We start from the raw sequence: 17181 nt of genomic DNA, 5'->3' as shown, positions 1-17181 counted from the left end.
GGCGATTCCGCTGCGGTGTGGTCCGCGCGGCGAAAGTGCTTGCCGGTCAGCGGCGTTCGCGTCCGGCGCGCGCCAGCAGCCAGGCCTGCCCCGCACCCTCGCCGGCGGCCAGCAGATCGAGTTCGGCGAACGCCGCGGGTAGCTCACCGGCGGCCGCGCGAAACGGCCCCGGGGCGGCCCCGACTTCGCTCAGCACGGCGATCGCCAGCAGCCCCCCGGGCGCCAGGCGTTCGATGATCGCGCGGTCGAGGCGACGGTCCCGGAATCGATGGCAGAGGATGACGTCGGCGGGCGGCCCGGCCGGCAGCCCGTCATCGAGGTCGACGACCGCGAAGCGGCACCGATCGCTCACCCCCACGCGCTGAGACAGGTCGCGCGCCCGGCCCACCGCCACCGGGGATACGTCGAATCCCTCCACCTGGAGCCCCCGCCCCGCCAGCCAGACCGCCGCGAGTCCGGGCCCGCACGCGAGGTCGAGAGCCCTTCCCGCAGTGGGGAGCACCTCCGCACGGGCCGCCAGGAACTCGGGCGGTCCCACCGCGTCCACCGACGGAGGCGCCATGGTCCGGTACCGCTCGTCCCAGTGCCGCCGGTCCGCCTCGGCCACAGCCGCAACTCTAGAACCCCGAAGGAAGTTGTTGGTGATTTCAGCGCCTTCCTACACTGGGCGGGTGTCTAACGATGCGGTTCGCCGGTCGGATCGCCGGCCGGGTCAGACGATCCGCAAGGTCCTCGATGCCGGCCTCGAGGAGCTACGCGAGTCGTCGTACGCGAATCTGACGATGCGCTCGGTGGCGACCCGCGCCGGAGTGTCACCGGCGAGCGCCTACACCTACTTTCCGTCGAAGAGCGCGCTGGTGGCCGCGGTATACCTGCGGTTCCTCCGCGAACTGCCGTTGCACACCGACGTCAATGACACGACCGAGGCGCGGGTCAGCGCGACGCTGCGCGACATGGCCGTCGTGGTCGCCGACGAGCCGGAGCTGACCGCCGCGTGCGGCGCGGCCCTGATGGCCGACGACCCGGCCGTCGCGCCGATTCGCGAGCAGATCGGCCACGAGGTCGCCACCCGCATCGGCGCCGCCCTGGGCCCCGGTTGGCCCCGCGCCGTGAAATCCACGCTGCAGATGACCTTCTCCGGCGCCCTGATGACCGCCCGGTTCGTCAGCTTCGACGAGATCGAGGGGCAACTCGACGCGGCGGTCAACCTGATTCTCGGCGCCACCGTCGCGTGAACCGCGGCGGCGCAACGCATTAGCCCAACAGTGTTAGCAGGACCCGGCCGCGGGCTGGGCCACCGTCGTCATGCTCCTCGACGGCTGGCCCGCCCGCAGGAACCGCCCGAACTTCTGCCTGCCCAACGTCGGTGCGGCCTGGCCCGCACCGAACGCGAACCGCCCCGCCACGAGCACGGCGGTGACGGTGTCGTCGTTGCGGTTGACCATCCGGGACAACCCACCGTAGGACGCCACCGGATGTTCGGCATAGCGATCCAGCGAGCCGTCGAGCTTGTCCGGATTGATCACGACGACGTCGGCGCGATCCCCTTCGCGCAGGGTGCCCGCCTCGATTCCGTACCACGCCCCGAGCTCGCCGGTGAGCCGGTGGACGGCGCGCTCGACCGACATGAACGGGTCGCCGCGCCTCTGCGCCTCGTGCACGTGGCGCAGCAGACGCAGCCCGGAGTTGTAGAACGCCATGTTGCGCAGGTGTGCACCGGCGTCCGAGAAGCCCATCTGGACGGTTTCGCTCTGCGCCAGCTTCTTGAGTACCTGCGGGCGATGGTTGGAGATCGTGGTGCGCCAGCGCAGCTGTTCACCGTGCTGGACCACCAGGTCGAGGAACGCGTCGACCGGGTGCAGCCCGCCGCGGTCCAGCCCCACCTGGCCGAACGACTTTCCCACCACCGACGGGTCGGGACAGGCCACGATCTCGGCGTCGAAGAAGTCACGGTGCCAGACCCGCGGACCGAACTTCTTGTCGTAGTCCTCACGAAACCACCGGCGGTAGTCCTCGTCGCGCATGAGCTCGTTGCGCTCCAGCTCGCCCTGCAGGTGCAGCGCCGCCGCGCCTGCGCCGAACTCCTCGAACACCACCAGCGAGATGCCGTCGGCGTAGACCTCGAACGGCACCGGCAGATGCTGCCAGCGGAAGTCGCCGCCGAGGGCTTTCACCACCCGGGCAAGGGAGTCCATGAGGTGAATCACCGGCGGTATGGCCTTGATGTCGGCCGCCGAGAGCAGGCTGGTCTTCAACCGGGGGCGGCCGAACCCGAGCGACGTCGCCAGCTGCGACACCACCGACAGCGGATTCTTGATGTCCGGTCCCGACTGCAGAATCTTGTTGCGGCGCCGCAAGATAGCGTTGAGCCGGCGCAGTTCGCGCGGTCCGGCGTAGGTCGACGGCAGCGTGCGCGACCGGCAGACCTCGCCGTCGAGCTTGTCGAATAGCAGTTGCTGCGAAGACATCCCGACGAAACCTTCGTCGAGCGCCTCGTTCAGCATCGACTCCATCCGCGCCAGTTCCACCGCCGACGGCCGGACGTCCTTGCGCGTCGCCCGGTCCAGCCCCATCGTCGCGGCGCGCATGTCCGAGTGGCCGATGAAGGCCGCGACGTTGGGACCCAGGTTCCGCCGGTCCAGTGCGGCGGCATACTCCGCGGGATTGGTCCACGAGCGCGCCGCGTCCAGGTGCTCGATGACATGGCGCCGGGGAATCGCTTCGACCCGGCCGAAGATGTCGCCGGCGTCCACGTTGTCCAGATAGACGGTGGACAACGAACACGATCCCAGCAGCACTGTCGTCACGCCGTGCCGTAACGATTCGGAAAGCTCGGGCTCGCAGAGGATCTCGACGTCGTAATGGGTGTGGATGTCGATGATGCCGGGGATCACCCACTGGCCCGTCGCGTCGATGACGTCGGCGCCCGCCGTGTCGAGCGGTTCCGGGCTGATGGTGGCGACCCGGCCGTCGCGCAGCCCGAGGTTTCTGCGCGCCGACGGCGCGCCCGTCCCGTCGAACCAGCGTCCGTTCGCGATCACGGTGTCGTACTGCAATGTTCGGCCCTTCTGCCGCCGGACGCCCCGGTATCCGCAGTGATCATACATACTTTCCGAAGTGTCTGGCCATGCTCTTCGGGGCCGCCGCGCGGCGTTAACCAGCGACGATCACGGTCCACCAGACGCTATGATCCAGCTGTGGGGTTCACCGACTACGGGTTTGCCACTCGTTAAATGCGCAGTCACGGTTGGGCTGGAAACACGCCCGCCTCCGACGAGGAGGCGATCGAGCGCATCCTCGATGCCGCCGACAGGATCATCGAGGAACGCGGGTCGGCGATGCGGATCGCCGACGTGGCGCGGGCGCTCGGAGTCACCCGGCAGACCGTGTATCGATACTTTCCGGGGACGCAGGCGCTGCTGGTGGCTTCCGCGATGCGGTCGGCCGACGGCTTCCTGGATCGGATGGCCGCCCACCTCGACGGTTTCACCGACCCCGTCGTGGCGATGACGGAAGGAATGGCCTTCGCCATCGAAGAGCTGGCCTCGGACAACCAGGTCGATTTCGTGCTCAATCAGCGCCATCGCGGCGGTCAGAAGGTTTCGATCATCTCGGACACCGCGCTGGCGTTCGGGCGGTCGATGCTGCACCGTTACGACATAGATTGGGAGAGCTACGGTTTCGACGAGGCTGGTCTCGACGAATTGAACGAATTCAGCCTGCGGGTGCTGCACTCGTTCCTCGCCGACCCGGGGCGTCCCGCGCGCAGCGGTGCCGATCTGCGGCGGTATCTCACGCGTTGGCTTGGGCCGGCGATCGCCTATCCGCAGCTGCTGCGCGCGATGGACGCGCTGCAAAGCCCCGAGCCGCCACGGACGCGGCGACGCCCTTCCAAGGCGTCCTGACCGTCATCGAACGACGTTGACGACAACCACAAGGAGCGGGCATGACGGGCCTCGGACAGATCGCGCTCAATAGTGCCCCCGTTTTCGGTGGCGCGATGCTGGCCGTCGCCGCCGGCCAGTTCCGCGCCCCGGATTTCCGGGGGCTGATCAAACAGGACATGGATCTGCTGGACCGGCTCCCGGCCGAGGCGGGCGCCAGGCGCGCCGAGCTGCAGCGCACCATCGACGAGCGCATCGACGACCTGATCGACACCGCGGACCGGAGCCGGGCGCTGCGCAAGGCGGCGTTGTCCTACCAGGGGAACTGGCGGGACTTCGTGCTCGTGCTCTGTGTGGTGCTGTTCACCATCATCTGGTGGGACATCGACCACAGCCGGGGCAACTGGCTGCCGATGTTCGTCCTGCTGATCATCCTGACCGTGGTGACCGCCGCCTATGCGTTTCGCGGCGTGCTGCGGGCGGCCAGCGCGTTCATGCACCGGCCTCCCCAGGGGACGGACGCACCGCGGTAGCCCGGCGCCGGCCAAAACCGCATAACGCGCGCACTTCCCCACCCTGTGACAAGATCACGATGTGAAAGCGCATACCCTCGGCGGTCTGATTTGTGCTGCGCTGGCACCCTTTTGGACCCTCCCGGTCCTTCCCAGCGCGGTCGCCGAGCCGTGCCCCGATGTCGAGGTGGTGTTCGCCCGGGGCACCAACGAACCGCCCGGCGTCGGCCGCATCGGCCAGAGTTTCGTCGACTCCCTGCGCTCCCACGTCGGCGGCCGGTCCCTCGGTGTGTACCCCGTCGATTACCCGGCGACCACCGACTTTCCCAGGGCCGTGGATGGCATCAGCGACGCCGGCGCGCACGTCGAACACATGGCGGCCTCCTGCCCCGGGACCAGGATCGTGCTGGGCGGATACTCCCAGGGAGCGGCCGTGATGGGGTTCGTCACCGAAAGCGCGGTGCCGGACGGGGTGCACCTGGTCCAGGCGCTGCAGCCGATGCCGGCCGGCGTGGCCAGCCACGTCGCCGCGGTGGCGCTGTTCGGAAAGCCATCGAGCCAGTTCATGAGCATCCTCAACGAGCCGCCGGTGACGATCGGCGCGGCGTATGCGCCCAAAACCATCGAGTTGTGCGTGCCCGGCGATCCGGTCTGCTCGGACGCCGCCAACCCCGTCGCGCACCGGCAGTACGTCGAGGCGGGCATGGTCGACCAGGCGGCCGATTTCGCCGCCGGTCGCCTGTAGCCCGGCGCTTAGACTGACCCCGTGGCCGGGCTCGAAGGTGTCGGAAGCGCGGCGTTCGACGTCGCCGATCGGTTGGCGATCATCAACTTGTTCGGCGCCTACGCCTATACCTACGACCACAACCGGCTCGACGATTTCCGCACGCTGTTCACCGAGTCGCCGGAGCTGGTCCTGTTGCACGAGGGCCAGCCGCTCTCGGCCGACATCGAAACCGTCATGAGCCTGCTCGCGGCCAGGAAGGCGGCGTTCAAGGCCGAAAACAATCAACGCCGCCACGCGCTGAACTCGTTTTGGTTCGCCAGCCAGGGGCCCGCCGAGGCGACCGGGCACTGCTACGTTCAGGTCTTCGCCATCAAGGAGGGTGGCCCGCCCACACCCGACCTGACCGGGTGTTATGACTTCACTGCGGTCAAACAGGACGGCAGCTGGCGGTTCAGCCGGTGGGTGGTGGGCATCGATCAGACACCACCGGGCGCCGCCGGGTGAGCGTGCGGGGTCAGCGTGGCCCGGTCCCGGCATCGAGGACCTCGAGGGCCGCATCGATGTTCGGGACGATCGTCGGACCGTAGCTGCTCACCAGCCGCCCGAGCGCGCGGGCGATGTGCGGTCCGACGGCGCCGGCGGCGAGGACCTCCTCGGCCAGGACGATGCCGTTCACCACGTGGGCGGCGCTCAGGCGGCCGTCGACCGTGACCTCGTAGCGCCAGTCGCCGATCTGCACCCGCTCCGGCTGCGACCGGAAGAAGCCGCGCCGCGCGGGAACGACGATCACCCCCGGAACCCCGCCGAACACCTTGAGCACCAGCCCGACTCCGCCGGGACCGGACAACGCCGTTCCGACGGCCTGGGCAACCCGCTCGTGATCGAGGCCCGTCATCAATCGCTCATGGGCAGGACGAACGACGGTGTCAGCGTTTGCGCCTCACCGCCGCGGCGCACCGCGGTCCCGGCCACATAGAACTCGACGGTGTGATGCCCCCACGCATAGTTCGAGATCGCGAAATGCACTCCGACGACACCGGTTCCGCCGTCGCGCTCGGCTTCGCTCTGCATGCGTGACATCGCCAGCTCGCGGGCCTGATAGCTGCCCTGCGTCCATTGCGGCATCTCCGCGTTGCGGCCGACCTGGCCGAGCGTGCGCAGGAACCCCTGTACGGCGACGTGAAACACGCAGTTGCCCATGACGAACGCCACCGGGGCGAACCCCGATCGCAGGAGGATGGTCAGATCCTGCCCGGACAGGTGACTGGTGAACGCCTGACCGTTGGGGCGCCGATAGGCGCCGGGCTTCTGCGTGTAGCGCACCGCGGTGCCGACCGCGATGAACTCGAGATGCTCGCCCTCCCCCTGGTGACGCCATTCGAGGCGGACGCCGACCACGCCGTCGGCGCCCAGGGAATCGGCCTCGGCCTGCATCCTCGACATCGCATTCCAGCGCGCCCGGTAGGTCGCGTCGGTGAGCACGGGCAGTTCGGATTGTTGCCGGATCCCGGTGAACTGGTAACCGACGTGGTAGACCGAGACGCCCATCACGAGTTCGATCGGCTCGAACCCGGCCCCGTGCAGCAAGGCGAATTCGTTGATCGACAAATCGGAGGTGAACACTTTGCCTGCGTGCGACAGCCGTTCGCTGGCAACTGGGTCGAGCGGGTTCGGTTGCATTGTCAAAACATCCTCCTGCGGTTCGCAGGACAGCGTAGGACGCGGGGCCGCCTCGCACACCCATAACGTGCGACTTTCGGGTGGACGGGCCGCTTCAGCGCGCGGCTTGCGCGGCGCCGATCATGTTGTGCAAATCGTCGACCGACCACGGCGCCGCGTCATGATGATCGCGATAGCCCAGCAGCCGCGGTGTCGGCCGGTCGAAGCAACCGACGAATCCGCCTGCGGCGACGAAGATCTGGCCCGTCACGGCCCCCGCCAGGTCGCTCGCGAGATAGGCGTACAGCGGGGCCACGAAGGCCGGTGGGGCGCTGTCCAACGAGGCTTGCATGGTCACTTCGTCCAGCAGCCCGCGGCGGTGCAGGTCCTCGATGTGCTCTTCGTACTCGGCGCCCGTCGACAGGCGCGTGCGGGCGCCGGGACACACGACGTTGGCTCGCACGCCGTGCGACTTCAATTCGGCGGCGACGGCCAAGGTCAGGGCGTTCACGCCGCCTTTGCCCGCCGGATAGCCGGTGCCGCCGTAGTCGCCCAGAAACGCCACCGAGCTCGTGTTGACGATGGCACCGTGTCCCTGCGCCGCCATCACGCGCGCCGCGGCCCGCGACGTGTGGAACGCCGAGCCGAGGTGGGCGCTCACCAGGCGGTCGAAGTCTTCGGGCGAGATGTTCAGGATCGAGGAGCCGGGCGGCTCGGCGATCCCGGCGCAGTTGATCATGGCGTCCAGCCGCCCGTGGCTTTGCACGCAGTGGTCGACCAGCGTTTCGGCGACGCGCTCAAGGTCCGCGGGTCCGACCACCGCGCTGGCGTGCCCTCCCGCCGCCGTGATCGCGGCGACGGTCTCCTCGACGGCGTCCCCGTCGCGCCCGTTGACGACCACGCCGGCGCCCAGGTCGCAGAGCAGTTCGGCGACCGCGCGGCCGATCCCGCGGCTGCCGCCGGCCACCACCACGCCGCGTCCGTCTAACAGGCGCCCGCCGTCGTTCATTGCTGTCGGGGCCGTAAGGTGTTGTGCGCGAACCGCGTTGGGCATCGATCGAGGCCACCTCGCGGGAGGTCGGTGGTGAGCATCAGTCGAACAGTACCCAGCCGGCACAGAACTGAGAACCGCGGCCGGTGCGTTGCGCCCGGCTCCGCGCGTTTTGCGTTCGACCAGCGGCTGGAGCCGGGGAACGCGGTGAGCGATCGCGGGCGGATGCGATGAGGCGTATAGTCACCATTGAAGTCCGTTATGGACGTGTCGCCGTTTAGCTCAAAGCGGCCAGTCAGCCGCACGGCTACTGAGCTCGATATGGCTCCGGCGACGAACACCCCGAGTCATCTCCCCCTCGTAGGCCGAGCGCGTTGGATAACCGACCAGTCCCGCGGATAAGGGTTGCAGTGAGGCGACCGTGCGCATAGCTGCCGTCTCTCGCTGCAAGCGACTCGAGGAGTGAGTCAGCAATGCAGAAATGTTCGTGCGCAAGACTTTTCAGGATCAGCCGCGCCGGCACAGGGCGCGTGCGCCGATGACCGATGTAATAACTCCCACCCGTCCGGCTCCACGCCGCGAGACCAGGTCCGACGATTCCTACGACGACGTAGTCGAAATGTTCGTGCTGCTGCGCCAGATGCCGGCCGAGTCGCACGAATACGGTCGCCAACGCGAACGGATCGTGGCCCGCTGCCTGCCCCTGGCCGACCACGTGGCCAGCCACTTCGCGCGCCGCGGCGAAGGTCTTGACGACCTGGTCCAGGTGGCGCGGCTGGGACTGATGAACGCCATCAACCGATTCGATCCCGCCAAGGGACCCAGCTTCATCGGCTTCGCGGTCCCGACCATGATGGGCGAGGTTCGGCGTTACTTCCGCGACCACAGCTGGGGCATGCGCGTACCGCGGCGGCTACGGGAGCTGCATGTCCAGATCAGCAGGACCACTGGCGACCTGGCCCAGCAGTTGGGCCGCGCGCCCACCGCGGGCGAGCTGTCGCAAGCGCTGGACGTTCCCCGCGAGGAAATCGTCGAATGCCTGGTGGCGGGCGATGCTTACCGGCTGGACTCCCTGGACGCGCCGGTGGGCACCGACAGCTCGGGCACACCCCGACTGGTCGCCGATGCGGTAGGGGGCCTCGATCCGCAGATCGAGCACATCACCAATCGGGAAGCGCTACGCGTCCTGGTTGCCGACCTCCCCGAGCGCGAACGCGACGTCTTGCGCATGCGGTTCTTCGAGTCGATGACGCAGAGCCAGATCGCCGAGCGCATCGGCGTGTCGCAGATGCAGGTCTCCCGCATCCTGGCCAGCACCCTGCGCTGCTTGCGCGACCAACTGGAGTAGCCCTTCATCACCCCCAGGCCCTTCGGCGCCGCGCCCGCGCCCCGCCGCAATGTACTGTGCGATTCGGGAACGGACTCGACTGTGGCGCCGAAGGCGGCCTGGAAGGGAGCTCGAGCGATGAGGACTGCACGAACGCTGGTCGCGGGCGTGGCGGCGACGACGGCGCTGGCGGCGGCGGTAGCGGGGTGTGGCGGCAAGACTTCGACGCCGTCGACATCCAAGCCCGGCTCGTCCAGCTCGGCTACCAGCGCCCAGAGCTCGGCGCCGACGTCGTCGGCGTCGGCGTCCGCGCAACCGAGCGAGTACACCGGACTGTTGATTCAGGCAAGCGACATCAACGCGCCGATACCATTCACGGCCACCCCGCCGACCAGCAACCCGAACGGCCAACCGGGCGTCGCGACCACGTTCAAAGACGAGGACGGCAGCCACGTCATCAAGGACACGATCCAGGTGTTCGCCGACCCCGGCGCCGCCACGAACGCGTTGAACGCGGCCAAGGGCGCGCAGGGTGACCTGGTCAAGAACCCGACGACGCAAGCCGCCAACGTCGGCACGGGCGGAACGACGCTGTTGGGCAACTCTCCGGACAAGAGCAAGGGCGTGACCATACTGCTGTTCACCGAGGGCAGGGCGTTCGTCACGCTGGAGTTTGACGGGCCCCCCGACACGCTGGCCCCGGCGGATTTCGTCAACGACGTGGGCCAGAAACAAGACGCGGCCATCAAGAAGGGCCTCGGCGGCTGAGCGCGAACTGACGCTGACCAGCGAGGAATCACATGACCGTTGTCAACGGGATGCCCGCCCATGTCCTGCTGCTGCACTTCGTGTTGGTGCTGGTGCCGCTGATCGCCCTGCTGGAGATCGTGTGCGCGCTCTGGCCGGCGGCGCGGCGGGGCCAGCTGTTGTGGCTCACCGTGGTATTGGCCGCCGGCAATATGGTGTTGACCCCGATCACCATCAACGCCGGGGAATGGCTTATCGACCTGAGGGCCAAACCGAGCCCCATCCTGCAGGAACACGCCGACCGGGGCGCCATGATGATCTACTTCTCCGCCGCACTGCTGGCGGCGGCGCTGGTGCTCGTCGCGCTCCGCCTGGCCGAACGGCGCTCGGGAGCCGGCCGCGCGGTCGCCCGGGCGGTCGTCGCGGTCCTGGTGCTGGTTGTCGCCATCGCGTCGATGGTCCAGATCTACCGCGTGGGCGATGCTGGGGCTCAATCGGTTTGGGGTGACGAGATCGCCCACCTGAAGAAGTCTCACCCGGGTTAGCGGTCCGGCGGGCGAATCCTGGCCCGAGGCCTGAGTCCTGGCCCGAGGCCTACGGGATCGGCGTGAGCAGGAACAGCCGGAATTGCCGGCGACCCGCCCGATCCTGGGCGACCTGATAATTCGGCCAGTGCGCCAACGCCGTCGACCACGCCTCGTCGCGCTCCTCGCCGGTGAGCAACCGCACCGTTGCCACAAAATGCTGGCCGCGCCGGCGGACGGTAACGCGCTGCGTGGCCTTCAGATTCGCCGACCACGACGGGTGGCGATCCCGGCCCCAGTTGGAACCGACCAGCAACAGCCCGTTCTCGACGGGCACGCACTGCACCGTCGCCGTGCGTGCGAGCCCCGTTTTGCGACCCGAGGTGGTGACCTGCACGTTGGGCAGGCCGGCGAGGTCGAGGACGCCGAGCCGCCCAGCTGTCGCGAACCGCAGCAGCGCCTCGATGCCTTCTGCGACCGGCCGGCCATTCAGGACGAGCCGGCGGTAGGCCGCCGGACGACGCGCCACCCGCTGGAGCGGATTCATACGAAGACTGTATTCCCGGCGGGGCGGGCCCGGGGCGTCGTCGCGATGAAATCACCTTGACGGGCCGGGGATTGGCGAATCCGGGCGCCGGCCGCCGCGCGCGGCTCGGCCACCTCGCTAAGTAAATTGCTTGATTTAATCATGGGCGCGGTGTTCACTGAGGCGATGACCGCCGAGCGGGTCGCCCGCTCCGACAGGTCGACAGGCACCCGGGAGGCCATCCTGTCGGCCGCCGAGGTGCTGTTCGCCGAACGCGGCATGTATGCGGTGTCCAACCGGCAGATCAGCGAGGCTGCCGGGCAGGGCAACAACGCCGCGGCGTGCTACCACTTCGGGACCAGGACCGACCTGCTCCGAGCCATCGAAAGCAAACATCGGGGGCCGATCGAGGAACTGCGGGCGCAGATGCTGAGCGCCATCGACGATTCGACCGAGCTGCGCGACTGGGTGGGCGCATTGGTGCGGCCACTCACCGATCACCTGCACGCGCTGGGCACGCCCAGCTGGTACGCCCGGTTCGCCGCCCAGGCCATGGCCGATCCCACGTACCGCCACGTCGTCACCAAAGACGCCCTCACGTCGCCGCTGCTGGTGCGGACCATCGGCGGCATCAACCGCTGCCTTCCCGACCTGCCCAGGCGGGTGCGCTCCGAACGGATGGTCATGGTGCGCAACCTGCTCATGCACACCTGCGCCGAGCACGAAGGCGCGCTGGCCGAGCACGGCCCGCGTTCGCGTTCGGCGTGGCCGGTCGCCGGGGAAGGCCTGATCGACGCGATCGTCGGCCTGTGGCGGGCACCCGTCCACGTGGGCGCGGCAGGCGGCGTGTCCACCGAAACCCGAACATCCCCGACGCGAGGAGAACGATGACCGACGTCTCGACCGCCACCGACATCCCGGAGTTCCCGATGTCGCGCGCGCCCGGTTGCCCGTTCGCGCCGCCGCCAAAGGTGTTGGAGCTCAACGCCGACAAGCAGCTGAGCCGGGTGCGGATCTGGGACGACAGCACGCCGTGGCTGATCCACGGCTATGAGGCGATCCGGGCGTTGTTCACCGACTCGCGCGCCAGCGTCGACGACCGGCTGCCGGGCTATCCGCATTGGAACGAGGGAATGCTGGCGACGGTGCACAAGCGCCCGCGTTCGGTGTTCACCTCCGACGCCGAGGAACACACTCGATTCCGCCGGATGCTGTCGAAGCCGTTCACCTTCAAGCGGGTTGAGGCGCTGCGGCCGGCGGTGCAGAAGATCACCGACGACCACATCGACGCGTTGCTGGCCGGCCCCAAGCCGGGCGACATCGTCAGCACGTTGGCGCTTCCCGTCCCCTCGCTGGTCATCAGCCAATTGCTGGGCGTGCCCTACGAGGACGCGGATTTCTTCCAGAGCCAGGCCCAGCGGGGCATGGGCCGTTACGCCACCGAGGAGGACACCGCCCAGGGCGCCGCATCGCTGGCGAAGTACCTGGCGAACTTGGTGCGAACCAAGATGGAAAGCCCGTCGGAGGATTTGGTGTCCGACCTGGCCGAGCGGGTCAACGCCGAAGAGCTCAGCGTGCGCGAGGCGGCGCAGTTGGCCACCGGGGTGCTCATCGCCGGGCACGAAACGACCGCCAACATGATCAGCCTGAGCGTCGCGGCCCTGCTCGACCATCCCGACCAGCTGGCCCTGCTGCGCGACACCGACGATCCGAAGGTCATCGCCGCCGCGGTCGAGGAACTGATGCGCTACCTGAGCATCATTCAGACCGGGCAGCGCCGCATCGCCGTCGAGGATATCGAGGTGGGCGGCGAGACCATCCGCGCCGGCGAGGGCATCATCCTCGACGTCGCGCCGGCGAACTGGGATAGCAGGCAATTCCCCGACCCGGACCGGCTCGACCTGCGCCGCGAGGACGGCCCGCACGTCGGGTTCGGCTACGGCCGGCACCAATGCGTCGGACAGCAGCTGGCCCGGATGGAGCTGCAGATCGTCCTGCCCACCCTGCTGCGCCGCGCCCCGACCCTTCGGCTCGCGGTGCCGGTGGAAGAGCTGCCGTTCAAGCACGACGCGCTGGCCTACGGCCTGTATGAGCTTCCGGTGACATGGTGAACCCGGGGCGGCTGCTACCCCGTACGCCGTACCCCGAGGGTGTGATCGGCGCGCCCAAGCACCGTCGCGGTCACGCTTCGGCATTCGACACCGGCCTCCCACCCGGCACCGAGGTGTTCTCGGCCGACAACCACATCTCGGTGGCCGACGACATCTTCTACGAGCAATTTCCCGACGACCTCAAGGATTACGCGCCGCGGATCTGGTACGAGGACGGCGCCTACCTGCTCGGCCGGCCGGGGCAGTCGATGGTGGTCGGCGATTTCAGCGCGGTGCTCATGCAATACGACGACCTGGCCGGCGCGGTCAGCAACAACATCGATGCCCGCGTGCGTGAGCTCGCCGAGGACGGCGTCGACAAGGAACTGGTGTTCCCCAACGCGGTCCTGGCGCTGTTCCACTACCCCGACAAGGATCTGCGCGAGCGCATCTTTCGCATCTACAACGAACACATCGCCGCGGTGCAGGAGGGCTCCGACGGCCACTGCTACGGCGTCGGGCTGATCAACTGGTGGGACCCGCGCGGCACCCGGCGCACACTGTCGGAACTGAAGTCGCTGGGGCTCAAGACGTTTCTGATGCCGATCAGCCCCGGCATCGACGACAACGGGCACGCCATCGACTTCTCGGGCACCGCAATGAGCGCGGTGTGGGACGAAATCGAGGACGCGGGCCTGCCCGTCACCCACCACATCGGCGAGAGCCAGCCGAAGGTCCCGAGCGAGATCAACAGCGTCGCGGTGGCCATGATGGTCAACATCGACTCGTTCCGGGAGATGTTCTCCAAGTACATCTTCGGCGGCATTCTGGACCGCCATCCCGCGCTGCGGGTCGGCTGGTTCGAGGGCGGTATCGCCTGGGTCCCACCGGCTTTGCAGGATGCCGAGCATGTGCTGGCGTCCTACCGGCACATGCTCGCGCACCAGCCCGAACACGATGTCCGCTACTACTGGGACACCCACATGTGCGCGTCGTTCATGGTGGACGGTCTGGGGCTCGCCCAAGTCGGCGAGATAGGAATCGACAAGGTGATGTGGTCCTCCGACTACCCGCACAACGAAAGCACGTACGGTTACTCGGAGCGGTCGCTGGCCGCCGTGGTCGACGCCGTCGGTCCCGAGGACGCGGTCCGCGTCGTCAGCGGAAACATCAGAAATTTCCTGGGGCTCTGAGATGACCGATTCACTCACCACCCACGGCTCGGTGATCGAGATTCCGGACGAACCGGACCGGGCCCGCATGCGTGCCGAGATCGGGGCGCGGCTGCGGTCCGCGATGGCCGACCACGGCGTCGACGTGCTGGTCCTGCTGATGAACGGTTACGTGGGGTACGCGACGGGTGCCAGTTGGCCGCTGCTGGACGCGGGCCTCTCACACGTGGAGCGGCCGGTCGCGGTCGTGCTCGCCGACGACGAGCATCCGCACCTGTTCATGCCGTTCCGCGGCGGGGCGTCCGCGGAGGCGCCGGTTCCGGACGACCATCTGCACGGCCCGGTCTACCTTGAATTCGACCACGGCGTCGACCAATTCGCGCGTGAGCTGGCCGGGCTGATCCCGCCGGGTGCGAATATCGCCGTCGACGAGCTGACCGGGGCGATGCGCAGGGCCGGCCCCAAGCTGTTCCCCGCGGGGGTGCCGACGGATGCGGCGATCGTGCTCGCCGACGCGCAACTGGTGAAAACCCGAGACGAGTTGTCCTGCCTTCGCCGCGCGGCCCGCATCACCGAACAGGCCATGGTGGACGTGCAGCGGGCCCTGGCGCCCGGGGTGCGCCAGATCGACCTTTCGGCCAAGCTGGTACGCCGCGCATTCGAGTTGGGCGCCACCACCAACATGCTGGAGGCCATCTGGCAGGTGATGCCCAGTTCGCGGGAAGCCGGGGTGTGGACGACGCATGGCGACCTCGCGCTGCCGCTGCTCACGACCGATCGTGAGCTGGCCGCCGGTGACGTGCTCTGGACCGATATCAGCATCACCTACCTCGGGTACTGCTCCGACTTCGGCCGGACCTGGGTGGTCGGCGAGCGGCCCACAGCCAAGCAGCAGGATCAGTTCCGGCAGTGGCGGGCCATCCTGGACGCGGTGCTCGCGGTGACGAAAGCCGGTGTCACTTCCGGTGATCTGGCGCGCGCCGCGATCGCCGCCAACGGCGGCCGCAAACCGTGGTTGCCGCATTTCTATCTGGGCCACGGTATCGGCACCTATCCGGCCGAGGCGCCGATGATCGGAACGGATCTCGGCGAAGAGTTCGACGACAACTTCGTCTTCCCGCCCGGGATGGTTCTGGTCCTGGAACCCGTGGTGTGGGAGGACGGGACGGGTGGTTATCGCAGTGAGGAGATCGTGGTGATCACCGAAGACGGCTACCTGCCGATCACCGACTACCCCTATTCCCCTTATGGCGACTGAGGTTCTGCCCGACGCGTACGAGTTGCGGTCGGGCCGCCGGGAACGGGCGCTGGCCCAAATGGATGCGCACGGGCTCGACATCCTGGTGCTCGGGCGGCAGGCGAACATTCGTTACGTCACCGGCGCACCGCAGCTGTGGATCGCCGGGACGCGGCCGTTCGGCCCGATATGCGCGCTGGTGCGCGCGAGCGGGGACATCTACCTCAATAGCACGTGGGACGAGGGTGTTCCGGAGGAGATCGGGCACGATCACCTCTACGGACTGGCCTGGAACCCGATGACGCTGATCGACGTGCTAAAGAAGATCGACGGCGCCGAGACGGCGCGGCGGGTCGGGACCGACGCGATCACACCCACTTTCGCCGCGTTGCTGCCCGAGGCGTTCCCCCACGCCGAACTCGTCGACGCCGAACCGGCGATGCGGGCGGCGCGGCGCGTCAAGACGCCTGACGAAATTGTGGCGATGGGAAGGTCGTTGCGGGTCGCCGAACGCGGACTGGCCGCCGCGCTGGGCGAATTCACGCCGGGAGTGCCGGAGCGGACGCTGGCGGGGGCCATGATGGAGGCGATGGCCGCGGGCGGGGTGAGCACACCGGCCACGCAGGACGCCGCGTGGGTGACGTCGAAAGAACACCCGTGGCGCCGCGGCGATTCGGGCGAGGTGCGCCCGGGTGATCTGGTCGCGTTCGCCGCCGGGGCGCTGGCCAATGGTTACGTCGCGGAAGTGGGTCGGACCTGGCCGGCCGGCGACCTGGTCGACGAACCGACCCGCAAACTGTTCGGGCGGTCGAACACGTTGTACGACAACATGCTTGCGGCCTGTCGTCCCGGTGCGCCCACCTCCGACCTGCTCGGCGCGTATCAGGCGGCCGGCGAACCGATACCGCCGATGCCGATCGCACACGGGTTGGGTTTGGGCTTCGATCCGCCGGTGGTGTCCGAAACATTGCTGGCCGCCGGTGAACTCGACGAGCTCGAGGCCGGCATGGTGCTGGCCATCACCGGGTACGTCTGGCAGGAGGGCGCCGGCGCGGTGTTCCGGCGTGACACCGTGCGCATCACCGAGGACGGCGTGGAGGTGATGACGGCCAGCCCGTCCTGGTCTGACCGAGACTGATGCTCAAGACACCTCATCGGGACAGCCCGTGGGCGATGAGGGCAGTGTTCTGCGCAACCCACACGTCGTCGAGGACTCGCTCGTTGGCCAGCGCCATCACCACTGTGCCACCGATCATGTCCACCAATACGCGGGCGTCGACGTCGCCGGCGGCACGTCCCTCGGCTGCGGCCTCGTCGAGGTAACGCTGTAGCAAGAGGTACGTGCCGCCCTGAAGGCGGCTGAGCAAGCGTGCCGACAGGCCTGGCTCCGAGGGCAATTCGGCCATGAGTCCTGATAGCGCGGTATGTACCGCTGGCCGGCTGAACAGGTCGATCGCCGCTTGTAGCAGGGTGCGGACAACGTCGGCCGGATCGCCGGTCAACGGGAGCTCAGCACTCGGCGGCGTCGGAAATACCGCCTCATAGACCAATTCGACCTTGTTCGGGAACCGTCGATAGACCGCCGGCGGGGTTGCGCCGGCGCGTGCGGCGACCAACGGGATGGTCAGTCGTGCGTAGCCGATTTCTTCCAGCAGTTCGACCGTCGCAGCCAGCACCGCCTCGTCGATGCGGGCGTCCCTCGGACGTCCTTGTGACCGCACGCCATTGCGCCGGTCTTGCCCGTCAGCCTCGCTTATTGACTCCATTACGTTAAGATCGTAATGT

At 68.2% G+C, this 17181-nt stretch carries 20 protein-coding genes; 13 read left to right on the top strand and 7 right to left on the bottom strand.

Annotation, left to right across the window (positions count from 1 at the left end; translation table 11 throughout):
• Nucleotides 1-46: 46 nt before the first annotated feature.
• Nucleotides 47-607, bottom strand: coding sequence for a class I SAM-dependent methyltransferase (locus G6N51_RS03140; RefSeq protein ID WP_083171438.1), 561 nt, complete (start codon nt 605-607; stop codon nt 47-49).
• A 64-nt stretch (nt 608-671) separates the two neighbouring features.
• Between G6N51_RS03140 and G6N51_RS03135 the strand changes: the two genes are divergently transcribed.
• Nucleotides 672-1235: a TetR/AcrR family transcriptional regulator gene (locus G6N51_RS03135; RefSeq protein ID WP_174814287.1), complete on the top strand. Its 564-nt coding sequence runs from the start codon at nt 672-674 to the stop codon at nt 1233-1235.
• 33 nt (nt 1236-1268) lie between these two features.
• Here G6N51_RS03135 and G6N51_RS03130 read toward each other — a convergent pair whose 3' ends face one another.
• Nucleotides 1269-3056 carry an N-acyl-D-amino-acid deacylase family protein gene (locus G6N51_RS03130; protein WP_083171544.1) on the bottom strand — a complete coding sequence of 596 codons (1788 nt, stop codon included), beginning with the start codon at nt 3054-3056 and terminating at the stop codon, nt 1269-1271.
• 177 nt (nt 3057-3233) lie between these two features.
• Here G6N51_RS03130 and G6N51_RS03125 point away from each other — a divergent pair, with 177 nt between their 5' ends.
• The 4 genes from G6N51_RS03125 to G6N51_RS03110 all read left to right on the top strand — a co-directional run bounded on the left by G6N51_RS03125 (nt 3234) and on the right by G6N51_RS03110 (nt 5627).
• Nucleotides 3234-3905 (top strand): TetR/AcrR family transcriptional regulator, encoded by a 672-nt coding sequence (locus G6N51_RS03125; protein ID WP_083171440.1) that lies wholly within the window; start codon nt 3234-3236, stop codon nt 3903-3905.
• Nucleotides 3906-3946: 41 nt separating this feature from the next.
• Complete coding sequence (locus G6N51_RS03120; RefSeq protein WP_083171441.1) at nt 3947-4417, top strand: hypothetical protein; 471 nt, start codon at nt 3947-3949, stop codon at nt 4415-4417.
• An 85-nt stretch (nt 4418-4502) separates the two neighbouring features.
• Nucleotides 4503-5141 (top strand): cutinase family protein, encoded by a 639-nt coding sequence (locus G6N51_RS03115; protein ID WP_180134416.1) that lies wholly within the window; start codon nt 4503-4505, stop codon nt 5139-5141.
• A gap of 21 nt (nt 5142-5162) precedes the next feature.
• Nucleotides 5163-5627, top strand: a complete 465-nt coding sequence (locus G6N51_RS03110) for a nuclear transport factor 2 family protein (protein WP_083171442.1) — start codon at nt 5163-5165, stop codon at nt 5625-5627.
• Between the two features lie 10 nt (nt 5628-5637).
• On the opposite strand, the gene G6N51_RS03105 is transcribed toward G6N51_RS03110, so the two are convergent.
• From G6N51_RS03105 to G6N51_RS03095, 3 genes are all read right to left on the bottom strand, one after another.
• On the bottom strand, nt 5638-6018 hold the full coding sequence (locus G6N51_RS03105; protein ID WP_083171443.1) for a DUF5073 family protein: 381 nt from the start codon (nt 6016-6018) through the stop codon (nt 5638-5640).
• On the bottom strand, nt 6018-6803 hold the full coding sequence (locus G6N51_RS03100; RefSeq protein WP_083171444.1) for a heavy metal-binding domain-containing protein: 786 nt from the start codon (nt 6801-6803) through the stop codon (nt 6018-6020). Before G6N51_RS03100 ends, G6N51_RS03105 begins: the two co-directional genes overlap by 1 nt.
• 94 nt (nt 6804-6897) lie before the next feature.
• Nucleotides 6898-7791: an SDR family NAD(P)-dependent oxidoreductase gene (locus G6N51_RS03095; protein ID WP_083171445.1), complete on the bottom strand. Its 894-nt coding sequence runs from the start codon at nt 7789-7791 to the stop codon at nt 6898-6900.
• Between the two features lie 520 nt (nt 7792-8311).
• Between G6N51_RS03095 and G6N51_RS03090 the strand changes: the two genes are divergently transcribed.
• From G6N51_RS03090 to G6N51_RS03080, 3 genes are all read left to right on the top strand, one after another.
• Nucleotides 8312-9121 (top strand): SigB/SigF/SigG family RNA polymerase sigma factor, encoded by an 810-nt coding sequence (locus G6N51_RS03090; RefSeq protein WP_083171546.1) that lies wholly within the window; start codon nt 8312-8314, stop codon nt 9119-9121.
• A 117-nt stretch (nt 9122-9238) separates the two neighbouring features.
• The gene (locus G6N51_RS03085; protein ID WP_083171446.1) at nt 9239-9868 is read left to right on the top strand and encodes a hypothetical protein; all 630 of its coding nucleotides are present in this window, start codon (nt 9239-9241) and stop codon (nt 9866-9868) included.
• A 32-nt stretch (nt 9869-9900) separates the two neighbouring features.
• On the top strand, nt 9901-10392 hold the full coding sequence (locus tag G6N51_RS03080; RefSeq protein ID WP_083171447.1) for a DUF2231 domain-containing protein: 492 nt from the start codon (nt 9901-9903) through the stop codon (nt 10390-10392).
• A gap of 49 nt (nt 10393-10441) precedes the next feature.
• On the opposite strand, the gene G6N51_RS03075 is transcribed toward G6N51_RS03080, so the two are convergent.
• A complete protein-coding gene (locus G6N51_RS03075) occupies nt 10442-10918 on the bottom strand; it encodes a nitroreductase family deazaflavin-dependent oxidoreductase (RefSeq protein WP_083171448.1) in 477 nt (158 codons plus the stop codon).
• Between the two features lie 150 nt (nt 10919-11068).
• Between G6N51_RS03075 and G6N51_RS03070 the strand changes: the two genes are divergently transcribed.
• The 5 genes from G6N51_RS03070 to G6N51_RS03050 are packed head-to-tail and all read left to right on the top strand — an operon-like array spanning nt 11069 to nt 16534.
• A complete protein-coding gene (locus tag G6N51_RS03070; RefSeq protein ID WP_083171547.1) occupies nt 11069-11788 on the top strand; it encodes a TetR family transcriptional regulator in 720 nt (239 codons plus the stop codon).
• Complete coding sequence (locus tag G6N51_RS03065; protein ID WP_083171449.1) at nt 11785-13008, top strand: cytochrome P450; 1224 nt, start codon at nt 11785-11787, stop codon at nt 13006-13008. The genes G6N51_RS03070 and G6N51_RS03065 overlap by 4 nt, the downstream gene beginning before the upstream one ends.
• Entirely contained in the window at nt 13002-14180 is a 1179-nt protein-coding gene (locus G6N51_RS03060; RefSeq protein WP_083171450.1) for an amidohydrolase family protein, read from the top strand. Before G6N51_RS03065 ends, G6N51_RS03060 begins: the two co-directional genes overlap by 7 nt.
• A gap of 1 nt (nt 14181) precedes the next feature.
• The gene (locus G6N51_RS03055) at nt 14182-15417 is read left to right on the top strand and encodes a M24 family metallopeptidase (protein ID WP_083171451.1); all 1236 of its coding nucleotides are present in this window, start codon (nt 14182-14184) and stop codon (nt 15415-15417) included.
• Nucleotides 15407-16534 (top strand): M24 family metallopeptidase, encoded by a 1128-nt coding sequence (locus tag G6N51_RS03050; RefSeq protein ID WP_083171452.1) that lies wholly within the window; start codon nt 15407-15409, stop codon nt 16532-16534. Before G6N51_RS03055 ends, G6N51_RS03050 begins: the two co-directional genes overlap by 11 nt.
• Nucleotides 16535-16547: 13 nt before the next feature.
• Here the strand turns inward: G6N51_RS03050 and G6N51_RS03045 are convergent, their stop codons facing one another.
• Nucleotides 16548-17162, bottom strand: a complete 615-nt coding sequence (locus tag G6N51_RS03045; RefSeq protein ID WP_174814286.1) for a TetR/AcrR family transcriptional regulator — start codon at nt 17160-17162, stop codon at nt 16548-16550.
• Nucleotides 17163-17181: the final 19 nt, after the last annotated feature.

Source organism: Mycobacterium paraseoulense, from assembly GCF_010731655.1.
GTDB lineage: Bacteria > Actinomycetota > Actinomycetes > Mycobacteriales > Mycobacteriaceae > Mycobacterium > Mycobacterium paraseoulense.
This window is presented reverse-complemented; position numbering and strand designations above follow the sequence as displayed.